The organism is Vreelandella sedimenti (genome assembly GCF_013416325.1).
In the GTDB taxonomy this organism is placed as follows: Bacteria; Pseudomonadota; Gammaproteobacteria; order Pseudomonadales; family Halomonadaceae; genus Vreelandella; species Vreelandella sedimenti.
Map to the genome: position 1 here is coordinate 16,286 of NZ_JACCGK010000025.1, position 15,983 is coordinate 32,268.

Here is a 15,983-nt window from a genome sequence, read left to right on the forward strand (position 1 = left end):
CAATGGCTTTCTCACCATTAATTAGCGCTGACGTACTTCAGCATAATCTTGAACAAGGTCAAGATGTGATGATATTAGATTGTCGCGCTAGTTTGACGGACGCAAATGCAGGCAGACTTGCTTGGCAAAATGCACATTTACCTAAAAGCCAGTATTTTGATTTACATAGAGATATGGCAAGTGAAGACTCAAGCCAAGGCCGTTTTCCACTGCCTTTAAAAGAAGCTTTTACCAAGAGATTACAATCGCTTGGCATCACATCCTCTCAGGCAATTGTATTACTAGATGATGCAGGAGGAACACTAGCTGCAGCCAGAGCGTGGTGGCTATTATATATCTGGGCAGACCATCCTAATGTAAAACTTCTCGATGGTGGTCTTGCAGCTTGGCGGTCAATTGGTGGCCAACTTATTGACAGTAGCACGGAATTAACTCAAGCAAGCAGTGATGTATCAGCTGTTTCCGATTGGACTCCTTCATATAACAATAATCAGCTTATATCTGCAGAAGAAATTATTGCTCGTCCAGACCTACACTTGACTGATGCCCGCTCTTTTGACAGATTCACTGGTAAACATGAGCCCCTAGACTCTGTAGCGGGTCATATTCCTGGTGCAGACTGTCGCCCATCAGCTTTCAATTTAACTTGCGATGGTTATTTTAAATCCTCAAAGCAATTACGCCAGGAGTTAACGCATAGGTTTTCTGAAGTGGCTTATTGTGGAGGCGGTGTAGCAGCTTGCCATACTATTTTTTGTTATCATATTGCTGGCCTACCTATACCTAAGCTTTATATAGGCTCATGGAGTCATTGGATAAGGGATAAGACGCGCCCCATCATTCGCACTACTAAAACTGAATCAGACCTAGAAAACCTGCAAAAGGAAGCAAAGAAGTAAAATGACTTGCCGACTCATATTTATCATATAGACTTAAACTACTCATATTTAGCTAGAATTCTGTATATCACCATTAAAAAACCTTTTTCTTCAGTAATAACTATACGCCTAACTAACAGCATTATCGATATTTATTTTAATTAATTGCTAAACACATAGTTAAGTGCGCTTCAGAAAGATCTTAATTTCCGTACAATAAACGCTCACTCTTTATAGCTATGGTAGCTTCTTATCTCATGAATAAGGTTTTTAGAAGATTCAGGCAATGACTCAAACTCTCTAACAACAACTGATCGCTCACGTTTGGCCCATACATCTTTTAGCTCAACAATATTAAGACGCATAGTTGTTTGATAACGCAGTGCACTCGATTCGGGTAAAATGCCGATTCCTACCCCTGCCTCAATCATCCTACAGGCTGGTTCGAAGCCAAACACTTGAATACGCAGCGGCAAAGTCTCTCCTACTTCGCTAACCTCCTTTTTAAGAAACTCAAGAAGGGTACTACCCTCATGTAGGCCTACATGAGGGTAGATAAGTGTATCTTTAAATGCTAAATCTTTAGTTCCCGTAAGCGGATGGCCAATCGGAACTACAACGACTAGCCTATCCATGCTAAAAGGCATGACTTCTAAGCCTTTCATTTTAATTTCACCCGACGTCACGCCAAAGTCTGCTGCTCCATCTAGAACGCCTCTGAAAATATCTTTAGTAAGGCGCTCTTTTAAGTCGATAGTAATCCCTGGACGACTGCCTAAAAAGTTGGCCAGTACTTCAGGCATAAACTCCGTCACTGCTGTTGTGTTAGCAAAAATTCGTATATGCCCAGTTTCACTACGTCCATAGTCAGAAAAATCGCTTTTTAAATACTCGACCTGCCGCATAATCGCACGAGCATGTTTGAGTAAGTTCTCGCCAGCTGGGGTCAGTTCCACGCCATGGCTTCCTCGGTAAAAAAGTCGGCTGCCTAACTGACCCTCAAAAGATTTTATCCGAGTACTAGCAGCTGCCGTGGACAGATGAGCTTGCTTGGCGCCTCCTGTTAAGCTGGACGCTTCAGCAACGTGAATAAAAAGATTAAGGTCGGCCAAGTCAAAATGCATATAAGTGATCCGTAAGTCAGATGAAATTGTTGGCCTGCTGTACGCTGTATTGAGAGACGTACTCGTCCGAGTATTAATCTTTATGATACATGACGTTTTAATTAGCTCCTTGGCTTTAACATACACCTTTCGAATAATATAGAAAATATTCAGTCCGTCCGAAGTCGCTTTCCTAACCCCACCCGCTTAGACAACTGGAGCCATTTCCATCATGTTTCGCCGTGTTTTTTGTCGATCCCGGATGTAGACGTAGATCCACTGATGTCTCTCGTAAACACCGTTAGCATTGGTCATGAAGCTATTGTTTTGCGAGGACTGCATTCGCCCATCAATCGACCAGGAATCAGGTTTGGCAGTCGCTTCGCCATTTTCCAAGCGGTACGTCGGCTCTGATCACTTGCCGGTTAGGCCTGGCGCATAACTACTGGTCAGCCCGTCGCACTTTATTTCGCACCGGTGATTTTTATAGTCTGAGAGTCACCACCCACCAAGGTACGTAATCGACAATTGCCCAAGCTTCGTTGCTGCGCGAAAATGTCGGTGTGCAGATGTCGCTTACCGTCACCATCGCAGTGCTATTTGCGTTGGGCGCACATGGTGCTTTCTTACCGGCGGTGATTTTCAACCCAGTTGTCCAAATGGCTGCGCTTAAGCAGTCTGTTTATTACGCTCGATCTCGTGCACTTTCCCTGGGTTGAGCGACACCGAACCAGTGACCTCCCAGTTTCGGGTGCTGCCCGACCAGCGTTTCAGATATCGACACTTAGCACTTTCATAAACCGCTTTACGGCGTTCAAGGCATTTTCTATCAACACCACGATATCGATCAGCTGGCGTGACATATTGGATGCCACTGTGAAGGTGCTGCTCGTTGTAATCCTGCTCGAACGTTAGCATCCATTCCCGTACCGCGCTCAGCGATGCAAAGCTCTNCTCGTTGTAATCCTGCTCGAACGTTAGCATCCATTCCCGTACCGCGCTCAGCGATGCAAAGCTCTTTGTGGGCCACGCCGGGCAATATTTGACGGTGCGGAACAGTGATTCCGAGTAAGGGTTGTCATTGCTCACTCTTGGCCGACTGTAAGACATCAACATGCCCAATTCTGCTAGCCTCGCGTTTAGCGTCAGGCAAAAGAATAAGGGCGCCTTTACACGAGGGCGCCCTTATTGCATCAGCATCGCATAGAGTAAACCAATACGCTTGGCTAGAGTGTTAATGCTCGCTTACGCTACGGTCGTACTCCCAGTCGCCTTGATCAAAAATTCGTTGGAAAGAGTACCCTCTGTCAGCATCAGGCCACCCATCTCTGAAAAATCATGAGAGGTATACTCATTGGGAGGATACCGTTTACCAAGGTAGCCCATCCGCTGGTAAGCCAACGCAACGCGTTCACTGCAAAAATACTGGAAAGACCACATCGATTGGCGCCTATCAGGCCGTCGTAGACAGAGCGGAAAAGTTGCTTGGTGCAGCGTTCATAGGGACGATCACGCAACTCCTCACGTAGCGCGGCGAGCGCTGCGTAGCGCTGCGTAGCGCTGTGCACTGGGAACATGTCAACACTTTGCCAAGGTAGGCTTCAATACGTTGCTTGAGAGGTACGGTCTGAACCCCTCCAACGATTTCCCCACGCTCGATACCTACAGCCCCGGCTTGCGCCGGTCGACTCGAACAATAACGGATAAGGGTAAGCATCGAGATGTAGCACCATCCCGATGTGCGACCACTTACTTCGCGTGAATCGCTTGATCAGCGACCTACACCGCCCCGAGCCTGCAAATAATACCAAGTCGCCAGTCTTGAACTGAGCTAATTTAAGTTCAAGCCCCTGCATCGCTTTTCTCTTATTCTTTTAGTTTCTAAAGTTAATTAGCGTAACACAATTGATGCCGACCATCTCTCCACCATCACGCTCTTACCAGGTCTCTCGGCCTTTCTGCGTCTAATGTTCACGCCTCCAGAGCAGTACATGGCGCTTCTGGGCGACATAAGTTCACACGAGGCCGCCGTGAGTAATGCATTTACTCATGGCTGCCATCAAAAGGTTCCAAACGGCTCAGCCACCGCGAAGGTTATTCAGCCGTCCAACCACCATCCACCAGTATGCTGCTACCGTTCATCATGGCTGCGGCATCAGAAGCTAAGAACACGGCTACCCCGACAATGTCACCCACTTCAGCAAGTCGGCCAAGCGGAATCTTGGCCAATACATTGCTGAGAAATTCACGATCCTCGAACATGGGCTTGGTCATAGGGGTGTCAACGAAAGTAGGACAGATAGCATTGGCACGAATGCCATATGGCGCGAGCTCTACAGCTAATGCTTTAGTGAGCCCTTCCAACGCCCACTTCGAAGTACAGTAAAGGGTTCGGTTAGGCGCCCCAACATGGCCCATTTGGGACGACATGTTGATGACAATACCTTTCTTTCCCTCTTGTCGCATTCTATTGGTCACCGCTTGCGTGGCGAAATAAACTGCTCGTACGTTGAGGTCCATTACAGTGTCGTAATCGGCAATGGTAATGTCGGCTAGGGGTTTAGGCCGATTGGTGCCAGCATTATTAACAAGTATGTCGTAGCTGGAACGACGTTCAAGCGCCTGAGCAAGGGCTTCCACATCGCTGACATCAGCGACTAACGTGTCAGCACTGTATCCAGCTTGGCATAGTTTTTCCGCCGTTTCCTCTATCTCGTTAGCGGTACGTGCACACAGTGTAACCGTGGCACCAGATGCAGCATAGGCTTGTGCAATGGCATTTCCTATACCACGGCCAGCACCAGTCACCAAAGCGCGTCGTCCATCTAAGCGGAAGCTGGGCACCAAATTGCTCAACTCTTTACACATCGTCATTCTCGATCCTCTTGCTGGTGCTTATGGGCGGCTAACGCCATCATTCGTCTGTCGCGCCATTTACTCCGTTCTATGAGCTTTGTCGCTGGCAAGCGTTGGCGCCGCTCATGCTCTACCTTACTGATCAGTTCATCACTCCAAGGCTGTGGTGACGCCCGCTCCTTGGTAATAGAGAAGTAGAGGTCTCCCAGCCGCTGGGCATAGTCGCGAATGCCACCTGGCGCATTAAGGTCAATGGTTTCGAAAGGGCCCATAAACGACCAGCGCAACCCTAGCCCCTTCGAAATGGTTGCATCGATGTCTTCAAGGGAGCAGTAACCTTCCTCGTATAGTGCCCACGCTTCGCGTAGCAGTACACCCTGCAATCGGTTTAGTACGAAACCCTCGACCTCCCTATTCACACGGATCGGATGTTGCCCTACGCGGTGCATGAGCTGATGAACAACTTCCATCGTATCAGCACTTGTCCAACTGGCCGGCACCAGTTCCACAATGGGGGCGAGGTAAGGCGGGTTGACTGGGTGTGCAATCAAACAGCGAGAACGGAAAGAGATATCTTGGGTGAACGCTGAAGCTGGGATCCCAGACGAGGAAGACCCCACTATAGTATGAGGAGCAAGACTACTTTCCATCTCTTTATAAAGGTCTTGTTTGACGTCAATACGCTCGAGTACGGATTCTTGTACGTAACCAACGCCTTCCAGCGCTTCAGCCAGCTCTTCATGGCAACTGCAGCGCGCAAGAATTTCCTCTGGGGACTCTTGGATCAGGCCATATTCAGCAAGATCCCTGAGTGACTGCCGAATACGGTTTGGCGCATCCTTCAGTTGTTCAGGGTTCCGGTCATGAAGCCGCACGGGCATGCCTGCCCGTGCGAATACAATCGCCCACCCCAGGCCCACTAGACCAGTGCCTACAATAGCAATGGTCATATTCCCGGTTTGAGTATGTTGGATCATGACACCACCGAAGCCATATTGTCAGCTAGACAAATTTCGCTGATGCGCAGATTTTCTTTAGTTATACGTGATGGAAAGCGGTCAGCAAGCCCTTCTTCGTGAATTGGAATGACCCGTGTGTCATCGTAATCTACTTGCTTCATCATTTCTTCGGTAGCCAATAACAGGTTCATTTGGCTGCCTATTGCTAAGCCTACAGGCGTATACATGGTGTCCACCCCAACCACAGAACCATCGTTTTTAATGTTGCTGAATTGGTAGACAAGGTCACCGGCGAGTACCCAGGTGTCCTCAGAGTCAGGCTTGCCATCATTACGTACCGTGACCCACATAGAGCCAAACGTGTGGCTGTCTTTTGCCAAATGCAGGTCGATGCCGGGAAGAACATCTTCGACTGATCCTTCAACCGTACGTAACCTTCCTTGGGCGGCAAGATTAACGCCACGTAGAATATCGCTGGGATCTACTGCAATAAGCAGCCAGCGTAGGCGATCTGGTAATGATAGCGCCCATACCCACTTCTCAATTTCTTCTCGCTGTATATAGAAGGTGGCATTGGGGAAGTCCTCGACACTTCCAAAATGGTCAAAGTGGGCATGTGTAATAAAGACGGTATCGACATCTTCCGGCGTAAGTCCCAACTCAGACAGAACTACTTTGGGTGAGCGCCAGTTTTCCACGCCAAATTTTTCAGCAAGATGCTGGCCATAGTCTTTATGGTTATAACCTACGTCCACAAGCGCTATGTGATCGTTACTGCGTATTAGAACGTAGCAATAAGGTAGTTTTACATAGCCTTCATTATGAGCACCGTAGAGCACGCCACTTTTATGGTAATTGGCAACGTAGCTATACTCCAAGACATGAATTGAATAGTTTGCCATGTTGTTCTCCTTATAGAGTTTATTTGGCTGGGCTAAACGCCCTTTGAAACGCCACAGCTGCAGCAGGCGTGGCTAAAATCCACAGGACTAAGGTGCGCACCGGGTTCTGAAGTGGCGATGAAACATCGCTGTGCTTTATTTAATTGACGCATTAAAAGACGCGTATCTGTATCGTCGAAAATATTGCGTTGATGGGTTTCGATGCTATCGATACGCTTGCTAACCTGTTGGAGGTGTTTGCACATCTCTGAAAGCAGACCATGATGACGCCTAGCTTGGTGAGGAATCCTAAGAGCACGTAGCTGTTCTTCGCAGCTATCCAGTTGTTCTTGCGCTAAGTTGAACATGCCGTGATCCAACGGTAACTCGCGCTGCTGGCTCGACAAGTACAATAAGAAAATCCCCGCTAGCTGCGCCATAACGCGACCAAGCGAATCATAGACTGGCCTTATACCAGTGAGATATTGCGCTGTATCAGGGGCGTATCCCGGAGGAGGCGCAACTAAAGGCTCGGTACTATCTTGAGTTTCCCAAACATCACAATGGGCTGTATGTATATTTGTTTTATTCATTAACCCTCCCGCTGGCTAGTTTTGCTGAGCCACGGATAATCAACTCTCCAGGCATAAAGTATTGCTTAGGAACCGCAGAACGGTTTTGTTGAAAGCGCAAGATTTCGGTTATGACACATTCGATCATGTCATCCATCGGTTGACGAACAGTGGTTAAATCATGTGAAGGCCATGAAGCTAAAGCAATATCATCAAACCCTACGATCGCGATGTCCTCGGGAATCCTTAGACCCAGTTCACGCCTAATACAATCACTGGCACCGACAGCGATGATGTCGTTGGCACAGAAAACCGCATCAATACGTTGATCTCTGGCAAAAAGCGCCTGCATGCCGTCATAACCAGTTTCGTAAGAGAAGTCACCCCCGGAATGGATCACAGGGTCTGGCAAACCAGAGGCATCGATACCTTCCAAATAACCAGTTAAGCGGTCGGCATTAGTACTTGCCGTTGCCAACCCTTCAATAAAAGCAAGATGCCGACGGCCAGACTCCGCTAGACGTTCAGCAACAAGCTGCCCACCGCCAATATTGTCACAGCAGATGGCGCTTGCCCTGGCACCCGCAACATAGCGATTGAAGAGGATAATAGGTGTATTACTGTCATTAAACTCTTGCAAGTAATCTGCTTTCATAGTGGCAGCAAGTAAGATTGCCACGTCAGGATTAATTTCCTGCAACGCCGGGACTGAGTCTTCTACGCCATCGTCCGAAGTAAAAATCATTGTATGCAATTTCATTTTTTGCAAACGCCGAGATAGTTTTACTAGCACTTCAGGGTAGAAAGGGTTGGTAATATTGTTTACGAAAAGGGCAACAACACCACTGCGCTGACGAATCAAACCTCTAGCAAAGAAATTGGGTCTATAGCCCATTTCCTTTGCTTTCATCGTGATGCGCTCTCTGGTTTCTTTAGCGATCACAGGATCATTCGCCAGCGCTCTGGAGACGGTAGAGACGGAGACGCCAGCCTCAATAGCTATATCCTTAACTGTAATGCGATTGATATCGGATTGCTTGATGCGCTTCTGTTCGGCGCCTTCCATGCATTGTTTCCTTTTCGTCGGTTGATGTTACTTATGTATCACAGGGGCAGCAGTGCCATATGGCACTTCAACTCCACCATAACGGCGCACACGAATATTGCACTGCTCTGCATGGCCAACGAACCCTTCCAGCATACACAGCCGGGAGCCGTATTCACCGACCATAGCTGCCGCTTCATCGGTGAGGATCTTCTGGTAGCTATGAGTCTTGAGAAATTTGCCGACCCAAAGCCCTCCTGTGTAGCGCCCTGCTTTCTTCGTTGGAAGGGTATGGTTAGTACCAATAACCTTATCGCCATTGGCCACGTTAGTTCGAGCCCCGAGGAATAGTGCACCATACGCCGTCATATTTTCCAAAAACCAGTCATCTCTATCCGTCATGACCTGTACGTGTTCACTTGCTATATCGTTGGCGACTTCCAGTATTTCTTCGTACGTATCACACAAGATGACAGCACCATAATCTTCCCAACTTTTTGCTGCTGTTTCAGCGGTGGGTAAAACTCCCAGAATCCGTTCGACTTCAAGCATCGTCGCCTCAGCCAACTGACGAGAGTTGGTTACTAGGACGGCTGGGCTGTTATACCCATGCTCTGCCTGCCCTAGCAGGTCTGTCGCACAAAGCTCAGCATCTACGGTTTCGTCGGCGATCACCATGGTTTCAGTCGGCCCAGCAAATAGGTCAATTCCTACTTGACCAAACAGTTGGCGTTTAGCTTCAGCCACAAAGGCATTACCCGGACCCACTAACATATGCACCGGTGCCAGAGTTTCAGTACCCAAGGCCATGGCACCGACTGCTTGAATACCACCTAATACATAAATCTCGTGGGCGCCCCCAAAATGCATAGCGGCGATGACAGCAGGGTTAGGAAGGCCTTTAAAAGGTGGGGTGCAGGCGACTATGCGGGGGACGCCTGCGACGGAGGCAGTGGCCACTGACATATGCGCACTGGCCACCATAGGAAATTTGCCTCCAGGTACGTAACAACCAACCGATTGCACAGGGATATTTTTGTGACCAAGAATAACACCCGGTAAAGGCTCAACTTCAAGGTCGAGCATTGTATCCCGTTGTGCCTGGGCAAACTGTTTGACCTGTTCTTGGGCAAATTTTATATCAGAGACTTCCTGTGGCGATAACTCACTAATTAAGTTATCGATTTCTTCTTGCGTTAGTTTGAAGCTGGGCGGGGTGTAGTTATCGAATTTTTCAGATAACTCACGCACGGCGTCGTCCCCACGTGATTTGATTTCATGGAGCGTAGACTCAACGATTACGCGGATCTTGTTATCATCATCACTGATTTCAGATTCCGCTTTTCCATGCTTTAAGTATTCGACAGGCATATTGTTTATCTCTCAAAGGCGGTAAATGTGTCGATCAGGTTTAAGAGCTCTATAGGCCATTGCCACCGGAGTAACAATGGCCTCTAGTTTTATGGTGAAACAGTTGCTTCCACCGTAGTCAATTCATAGAGATTTTCAGGAGTATCGCAGCTGCGGCAGTTGATACCAGGCTCATTAGGCGCGTTTTCAATCACATCCTCAGGTAGCGGCTGGATTGTAGCGCCAGGAGTAGGACTACCCTCTAATGCTGAAGCTAATGACAGTTCAGGCAGAAGTTGAGGATTGAAAACTTCGGTTACGAAAGAACTGGGTACTTTGTCTTCGGGAAAAGTGTTACAGCCATTCTCGAAAGTATCTCCCTCACAAAGTTGCACGTCACCTGCTGAAACCCAGGGAAGTGGGTATTGAATATTGCGCTTGTCTTCCGGCAAGCTTTCACGCTGGCCTTCGAGCATCTCCATCATCAGCTTGAAAGCAAAACCGGATTGCGCAGGTGGGGAACCGGCAGATACTCCTGAGAGCCCCTTGGCCTGATACTCTTCGTTGGCAAGTGCTAGGCGGAAACCATTGGAATTCTCGCCAGTGATTGGCACTAGACGATTCTCATCAGCTTGTAGAAGCGCCTGAATAGCGCCATATTCACCCGCCTGGGCCCAGATACCGTCAACATCTGGATGCGCTGCAAGTGCTTTGGACGTTTCTTGCTGCGTTGTACGGTCATCCCAATTACTGTAGTACTCGGCAACAACCTCAATCCCAGGGTACTGATCGAATATATGCATGGCCCCATTAGTATGGCGCTCATCTACAGAGTTACCCGGCACCCCACGTGAGAGGAAAATCTTGCCTTCACCTTGTAGCTCGTTGACCAGCGCCTGAGCGGTATTCTCGCCAAATCCAGAGGTGATATAACTGACATTATAGGCGCACTGTTCTGTGACAGTGGCGTCGTACATAAAGAATAAGACACCTTGATCACAGCCATGCCTAACCGTTCGATTTAGCGCGTTGGAAGAGATGGGGAAACTAACAATGCCGTCTGCTCCGTTAGCGATCATGCTTTCGTAGTCAGAGATCTGTGACTGAGGGTCTGTGCCAGAAATGACCTCAACAAGTTCCACAGTTTCGTCATACGGTGGAGTCTGGGCAAGTGCCTTGACAATATTAGCCGCTTCACTTTGCCAAGAGTTACCTGAATAGCTAAGAGAGAGGTAAATTAGCCATTTCCCATCTTCGGTCTTGGCTTCGGCCGGCTGCATTCCAGCGGCAAGCATGGAGACGCCTAGAGCAGCAGCTAGCGTAATGTGCTTTTTCTTTGTAATTAATGACATGGAGACCCCCTGGTCAGTCGTCTTGTGGTTATAGCTTGGGCTTGTCTTGATTTTTAAAACGTTTGCATTATTCATTGTTAGTTTTTATTTAGTCTACAAATCCTCCTTCTTTATGGCTTTAGCTTTAGCTTGATCTTTTAAACATTGACTGAAGGCTAGCAAATACTTGCTCACGCAACATTAGTAATGCGACAAGAATGACAACCCCTTCGAGAACTGTTTTCCATCCTTGACCAACGCCTAATGCGCTAAGCATGGAGCTCAATGTGGTAAGTAATAAAGCACCGCCTACTGTACCGAGAAAATTACCACGTCCACCCAGTATGGAAGACCCTCCCACAACAACTGCTGCTATAGAAGGAAGCAAATAATCATCCCCCATTCTCAGGGTTGCTCCATTGGCATATGCAGCCAGAAGTACCCCGGCGAGAGCGCTACAGGCAGCTGATATGGCATAGGCGGAGATAGTCATTCGTTTTACCGTAATCCCAGCGATATTAGCAGCATCAGGATTATTACCTACGGCATTCAACTTGCGACCAAAGGCAGAATAGGACTGTAGAGTGGTAAATATAACAATTAATATCAGCATTAGTAGGATCGGCAATGCCACGCCGAATACTTTACTTTGCATAAAAGCATTTAAAATCGGTGCCGGAAACCCTCGCGGAGTACCTTCAGTGAAGCCTAAGCACACGCTATATACAATCAACCCCATCGCCATAGTCATAATAAAAGGAGGGATGGATAGACGCGTTATACCAAATCCGCTAATCCCCCCCACCAAGGCACTAATGAGTAGAATCCCAGGAATTATGAAATAGAGCCCCTCATTAGTTCCTTGCATAAATGTCGTTGATAATACGCCACCCAAAGTAATCATAGATGCCACAGAAAGATCCAACCCACGCACCATTATCACTAATCCCTGCCCAAAAGCGCATATAACCAGAAAGCTGCTCAGGTACAGTACGGTCATCAGTTGAGATAGACCGCCAAGCGATGGGCTGACTAGTCGCGAGCCAAAGATCATGAGCACAACTAAGCTGTAAATTGTCAGTACTGCGATGGATGTACTACTGAAACGCTGGGCCTGACGAGTGTCCTGTTTGTCGGCTGTACTATAGGATTGATTCATATGATATTTCTCCTATCAACGACGAACTGCACAGCGCCAGAGAATAGAACTGCCAAGACCATGATCATCCCTTGAATCATTCCAGTGTAAAAAGAGGATACTCCGACGGAGAAGAGGAGTTTTTGCATCAATACTAATGTAGCGGCACCTAAGAGAGACGCAGTCACGCTACCTCGACCACCACCAAAAGCCGTTCCACCTAGGGCTACAGCTGCAAAAGTCAGCAACAGGAAAGGCTCCCCCGCAGAGGGGCTACCAGTTGAAGTCAGAGCAGCTAGAAAATAGGCCGCTAATGCGTACAAGGCACCAGCCCAGATGAAAGAAAAGAACTGCGTTCTTGCCACGTTAATACCCGAAAGCTCGGCAGCTTTAGCGTCCTGACCGACTGCAAGCAGATTTCGTCCGGCGTTAGTCCTGCGGAACACAAACCATAACAATGCCACCAAGGTAGCAATGATGATGGCAACGGGGATTCCGGACATACTGCCGGTAAGTTCGTAGGTCATGAAGTCCGATACATAGCCACCTGGAGCCCGAAGAATTAGTAACGCGACTCCCTGGCAAATGATCATAGTAGCTAGAGTGGCGGCAATAGCCTGGACCTTTAAATAAGCCACAACAAAGCCGTTGATAGCACCGACTAATATCCCAACAGTCAGTGCAATGGCTAGCATGCCAATGGCACCCAAAGCACCATCGAATTGCAACACCGCTACAATAGCATTCACCAGTGAAATGGTACCGGCGACAGAAAGATCAAACCCTCCCTGTAATATGACAAAGGTGGCGCCTGCAGCTGCCAACATCAACGGTAAAGAGTTGTTGAATAAGCCTTGAATTGAATAAGCTGAGAGCGCGGAAGGTTGTACCGCTCCGTACATGGCGAAAATTAATATATAAATTACCATGATCATTAGGCCGCTATCGGCGATTCTCTTAATGGTCATGCTGTGACGCCCCTGTAGTTTTTTGGAATTATCTGAAGATTCACACAGCCTCCTGCAGACTGTCCTTCCTAGCGTTCCCTGGACCGTGTGCAGAAGCCAGTAACCGCTCCTCGGAAATTTCATTTGCTGCGACGTCATCGGTGATGAGGCCATCATAGACAACTAGGCAGCGTGAGCTGAGCTGGACTAATTCGGAGAGCTCGGAAGAATAGAAAATGATAGCTCCACCTTGGTCTACGAAGTGTCGCATCATTGAATAGATAGATTGTTTGGTGCCGACATCCACCCCTCTAGTTGGATCGAATAGCACCAGAATTTTAGCGCCTGTCATCAGAGCTCGAGCCAATAGTACCTTTTGCTGATTTCCCCCAGAGAGATGGCCAACTTCGAACCCGAGATAGCGCGGCGCTAAGCCAACTTGGTCTGCGGCTTCTGCTGCTAAATGACGTTCGATCCGACCATTGACGAGCTTCGCCCAACCTGTCATTGCGAAATGCGGTATCGAAATATTGGCCGCTGCACTTAAGCTGGCAAATATGCCTTCAGTCTTTCGCTCTTCAGGCACGAATGCGATACCAGGTTTAACTTGGAGAGCCTTTCGAGGTGAGCTCAGCGAAGTGACTTTATCTCCGACTCTTATTTCTCCTGATGTCGGTTTATGTAACCCGCCAAATAAACGAAAAAGCTCCTGCTGGCCCTGCCCCTCCAACCCAGCCACACCAAGGATTTCGCCAGCATGAAGTTGAAGATTAATTCCTTTCAGCATTTTCGATCTTAGTTGATATGTTTCAAGCAATACCTCCCCGTTAGTCGAGCTCTCTTGGGAGACTCTTTTCTTTTTACTCGATCCATGGCCCACCATCATTGTAAAAATATCTTCGTCATCGACACCTGCTAGATCAACAGTTCCCATACTTGCGCCATTGCGCAGTACAGTAGCCCTCTGACATATTTCTCTTACTTCATTGAGGCGGTGTGAAATATACAAAACACTCACTCCACGCGACGTGAGGTGATGTATTTGACGAAACAGCCAACTGGTATCAGGAAGCGCGGCCGTAGGCTCATCGAGAATGAGTAGGCAGCGAGCATGGCTGAGCGCACGAACTAGCTCTATACGCTGCCGCTGGGCTAACGTCAGATCAGCAACAATCGACTGAGATGAAATGTCATTGACTTCCCATTCGATTAACACCTCTCGAGCACGCTCGAAAATGCTAGCCTTGGATTCTGGCCAAAACCGTCCGGAAGAAGCACGGGGCAGTAGAATATTTTCGGCAACAGTCATATTAGGAATTAGACTAAGCTCTTGGAATGCAGTAGCAATTCCGCAGCGTCTTGCTTCTATGATTGAGCTTGGTCGAATGCATGCTTCATCGAGCGATATAGTCCCAGCATTTGAGCTAACTACCCCCGATAAAATTTTAACCAGGGTGGACTTACCAGCACCATTTTCCCCAAGAATGGCATGCACCTCCCCAGGCAGAATGCCCATATCCACTCCACTTAGTGCGACAGTGGCTCCATAACGCTTGGACAGATTAGTTATATTTATTCGTTCGGGCATGTGCGTCTCCCAATAGCATAGCTATCTTTGCAAACGTTTGCATAGATGCGCATGTTAATACTACATGTGAAAAAATTGCCCTTTTCACAAAATTTAAAACGTTTGCATATACAGATAATAAATTAACATTGACCTGTCAAATTGCTATTTTCATTTTGCGACTATTGTCTAGTAAAAAACTGTTATGGCTGAAAAAAAGCTTCAGCAAACTTAATAAAATGTGCATAAATACTTCATAAGCTATTATAAATCCCAATGACTAGGTGTAACGAGGCCCGCGACGCTTTTAAGGGCACAAGCGGTAATCGCTGGCTGCAAGGTTGCTTCATGGAGCGTGACGAGATCCCCTCCCGCTACCGTATGGTTAAGCGTGCCTACCAACAGCGTAAAGCGTCCGCCGAGGCAGCATTAGCTTGAATGATAATAATGGCCCCATTAGGCGCTTTGAAGCCGTACAGACAATCCTGGAAAATGTCAGCTGCTCCGAAACAGATCGCAGCTACAACATAACCGCTAAAATGCCTAGTTGACGCTGCAACTGACTGAGTTACTAGGCAGTAGAGCGCCGTTGATGCACCACCCCTCACTCCTTAGCCGCTCTTATGGGCTATCGTTGAGTACCTTCTTCCCCGAAGCACTGTCTGTGCAAACAGGTAGTGCCATTCGAAGCAGCGTAATACACCTGCTCGTGACGAAAACATCTTCTTCATCAATCCATATTGATCAGCGAGTGGAGATATAAAGCGTTTTTAAGGATTCAATAAGTGACATTTTCATCATAAACCCGCTTACAAGCGCGCCCGCAGCGGGGAGTAACTAAAAAGGGAGCGAAGCAAACGGTAAAGTTGGAGCTAAAGGTGAAGCCGCAGACAATACTGACCGGCACGTCCATATCGACTTCCATTAGCAACCATTTTGTACGGAGAAGTCTCAGCAGAAAATACCAGAGGCGGGATTTGTACCTAAACCATGCTCGAAAAGGCACTACAGTCCTCGGAAGGACACACCATTGCGCTGGGCATTCTCAGCAAGTAATAGTTTTTGGTTCCAGATGACCGTTCATCAACTCACTGGGCTCAACCAATCGACAGTTATGCGTGCCCAATCGCCACACCAACGTCATGCGTTGCTGAGCTCTACCGCTACGTAGACACCCGTGTATTAGCTGTTCGGAAACATCCCCGGCCTGTTTGACACACGCCGCAGGGCAATTACTTCCAGCGTCATACTCATAGCCGCGACTCCACCTGGGCCAGAGGCGCCAGCCCACAATTGGGCAACTCCGCCATCAGCACGCCATGGTCACGGCATAACTCCAGAGCGGGTATGCCACTC

The 15,983-nt window shown here is 48.0% G+C and carries 12 protein-coding genes and 1 pseudogene; 1 reads left to right on the plus strand and 12 read right to left on the minus strand.

From position 1 onward, the window contains the following. Nucleotides 1-2 precede the first annotated feature (2 nt). Nucleotides 3-899, plus strand: coding sequence for a sulfurtransferase (locus tag HZU72_RS21485; RefSeq protein WP_180095769.1), 897 nt, complete (start codon nt 3-5; stop codon nt 897-899). A gap of 203 nt (nt 900-1,102) precedes the next feature. On the opposite strand, the gene HZU72_RS21490 is transcribed toward HZU72_RS21485, so the two are convergent. The 12 genes and pseudogenes from HZU72_RS21490 to HZU72_RS21545 form a co-directional block, all read right to left on the minus strand. Continuing rightward, nucleotides 1,103-2,002, minus strand: coding sequence for a LysR family transcriptional regulator (locus HZU72_RS21490; protein ID WP_180095771.1), 900 nt, complete (start codon nt 2,000-2,002; stop codon nt 1,103-1,105). 936 nt (nt 2,003-2,938) lie between these two features. Continuing rightward, nucleotides 2,939-3,127, minus strand: a pseudogene (locus HZU72_RS24325) (integrase core domain-containing protein); the annotation flags it as partial. Nucleotides 3,128-4,075: 948 nt separating this feature from the next. After that, on the minus strand, nt 4,076-4,855 hold the full coding sequence (locus HZU72_RS21500; RefSeq protein WP_235976204.1) for an SDR family NAD(P)-dependent oxidoreductase: 780 nt from the start codon (nt 4,853-4,855) through the stop codon (nt 4,076-4,078). After that, on the minus strand, nt 4,852-5,814 hold the full coding sequence (locus HZU72_RS21505; RefSeq protein ID WP_235976205.1) for a 3-hydroxyacyl-CoA dehydrogenase: 963 nt from the start codon (nt 5,812-5,814) through the stop codon (nt 4,852-4,854). The genes HZU72_RS21500 and HZU72_RS21505 overlap by 4 nt, the downstream gene beginning before the upstream one ends. Further along, nucleotides 5,811-6,698, minus strand: coding sequence for an N-acyl homoserine lactonase family protein (locus tag HZU72_RS21510; RefSeq protein WP_180095775.1), 888 nt, complete (start codon nt 6,696-6,698; stop codon nt 5,811-5,813). The genes HZU72_RS21505 and HZU72_RS21510 overlap by 4 nt, the downstream gene beginning before the upstream one ends. Before the next feature lie 32 nt (nt 6,699-6,730). Continuing rightward, entirely contained in the window at nt 6,731-7,270 is a 540-nt protein-coding gene (locus HZU72_RS21515) for a hypothetical protein (protein WP_180095777.1), read from the minus strand. Beyond that, entirely contained in the window at nt 7,263-8,315 is a 1,053-nt protein-coding gene (locus HZU72_RS21520) for a LacI family DNA-binding transcriptional regulator (protein ID WP_180095779.1), read from the minus strand. Before HZU72_RS21520 ends, HZU72_RS21515 begins: the two co-directional genes overlap by 8 nt. Nucleotides 8,316-8,342: 27 nt before the next feature. After that, complete coding sequence (gene hisD / locus HZU72_RS21525; RefSeq protein WP_180095781.1) at nt 8,343-9,665, minus strand: histidinol dehydrogenase; 1,323 nt, start codon at nt 9,663-9,665, stop codon at nt 8,343-8,345. An 89-nt stretch (nt 9,666-9,754) separates the two neighbouring features. Continuing rightward, nucleotides 9,755-10,996, minus strand: coding sequence for a sugar ABC transporter substrate-binding protein (locus HZU72_RS21530; protein WP_180095783.1), 1,242 nt, complete (start codon nt 10,994-10,996; stop codon nt 9,755-9,757). Between the two features lie 124 nt (nt 10,997-11,120). Beyond that, the gene (locus HZU72_RS21535) at nt 11,121-12,134 is read right to left on the minus strand and encodes an ABC transporter permease (protein WP_180095785.1); all 1,014 of its coding nucleotides are present in this window, start codon (nt 12,132-12,134) and stop codon (nt 11,121-11,123) included. Beyond that, complete coding sequence (locus HZU72_RS21540; protein WP_180095787.1) at nt 12,131-13,081, minus strand: ABC transporter permease; 951 nt, start codon at nt 13,079-13,081, stop codon at nt 12,131-12,133. Before HZU72_RS21540 ends, HZU72_RS21535 begins: the two co-directional genes overlap by 4 nt. 40 nt (nt 13,082-13,121) lie before the next feature. Beyond that, entirely contained in the window at nt 13,122-14,648 is a 1,527-nt protein-coding gene (locus HZU72_RS21545) for a sugar ABC transporter ATP-binding protein (RefSeq protein ID WP_180095789.1), read from the minus strand. Between the last annotated feature and the right edge of the window lie 1,335 nt (nt 14,649-15,983).

What these genes read in the sequence shown, in the direction of transcription:
- HZU72_RS21515 (WP_180095777.1), bottom strand. Translation starts at nt 7,270, where the DNA reads ATGAATAAAACAAATATACATACAGCCCATTGTGATGTTTGGGAAACT.
- HZU72_RS21500 (WP_235976204.1), bottom strand. Translation starts at nt 4,855, where the DNA reads ATGACGATGTGTAAAGAGTTGAGCAATTTGGTGCCCAGCTTCCGCTTA.
- HZU72_RS21510 (WP_180095775.1), bottom strand. Translation starts at nt 6,698, where the DNA reads ATGGCAAACTATTCAATTCATGTCTTGGAGTATAGCTACGTTGCCAAT.
- HZU72_RS21520 (WP_180095779.1), bottom strand. Translation starts at nt 8,315, where the DNA reads ATGGAAGGCGCCGAACAGAAGCGCATCAAGCAATCCGATATCAATCGC.
- HZU72_RS21535 (WP_180095785.1), bottom strand. Translation starts at nt 12,134, where the DNA reads ATGAATCAATCCTATAGTACAGCCGACAAACAGGACACTCGTCAGGCC.
- HZU72_RS21530 (WP_180095783.1), bottom strand. Translation starts at nt 10,996, where the DNA reads ATGTCATTAATTACAAAGAAAAAGCACATTACGCTAGCTGCTGCTCTA.
- hisD (WP_180095781.1), bottom strand. Translation starts at nt 9,665, where the DNA reads ATGCCTGTCGAATACTTAAAGCATGGAAAAGCGGAATCTGAAATCAGT.
- HZU72_RS21485 (WP_180095769.1), top strand. Translation starts at nt 3, where the DNA reads ATGGCTTTCTCACCATTAATTAGCGCTGACGTACTTCAGCATAATCTT.
- HZU72_RS21490 (WP_180095771.1), bottom strand. Translation starts at nt 2,002, where the DNA reads ATGCATTTTGACTTGGCCGACCTTAATCTTTTTATTCACGTTGCTGAA.
- HZU72_RS21540 (WP_180095787.1), bottom strand. Translation starts at nt 13,081, where the DNA reads ATGACCATTAAGAGAATCGCCGATAGCGGCCTAATGATCATGGTAATT.
- HZU72_RS21505 (WP_235976205.1), bottom strand. Translation starts at nt 5,814, where the DNA reads ATGATCCAACATACTCAAACCGGGAATATGACCATTGCTATTGTAGGC.
- HZU72_RS21545 (WP_180095789.1), bottom strand. Translation starts at nt 14,648, where the DNA reads ATGCCCGAACGAATAAATATAACTAATCTGTCCAAGCGTTATGGAGCC.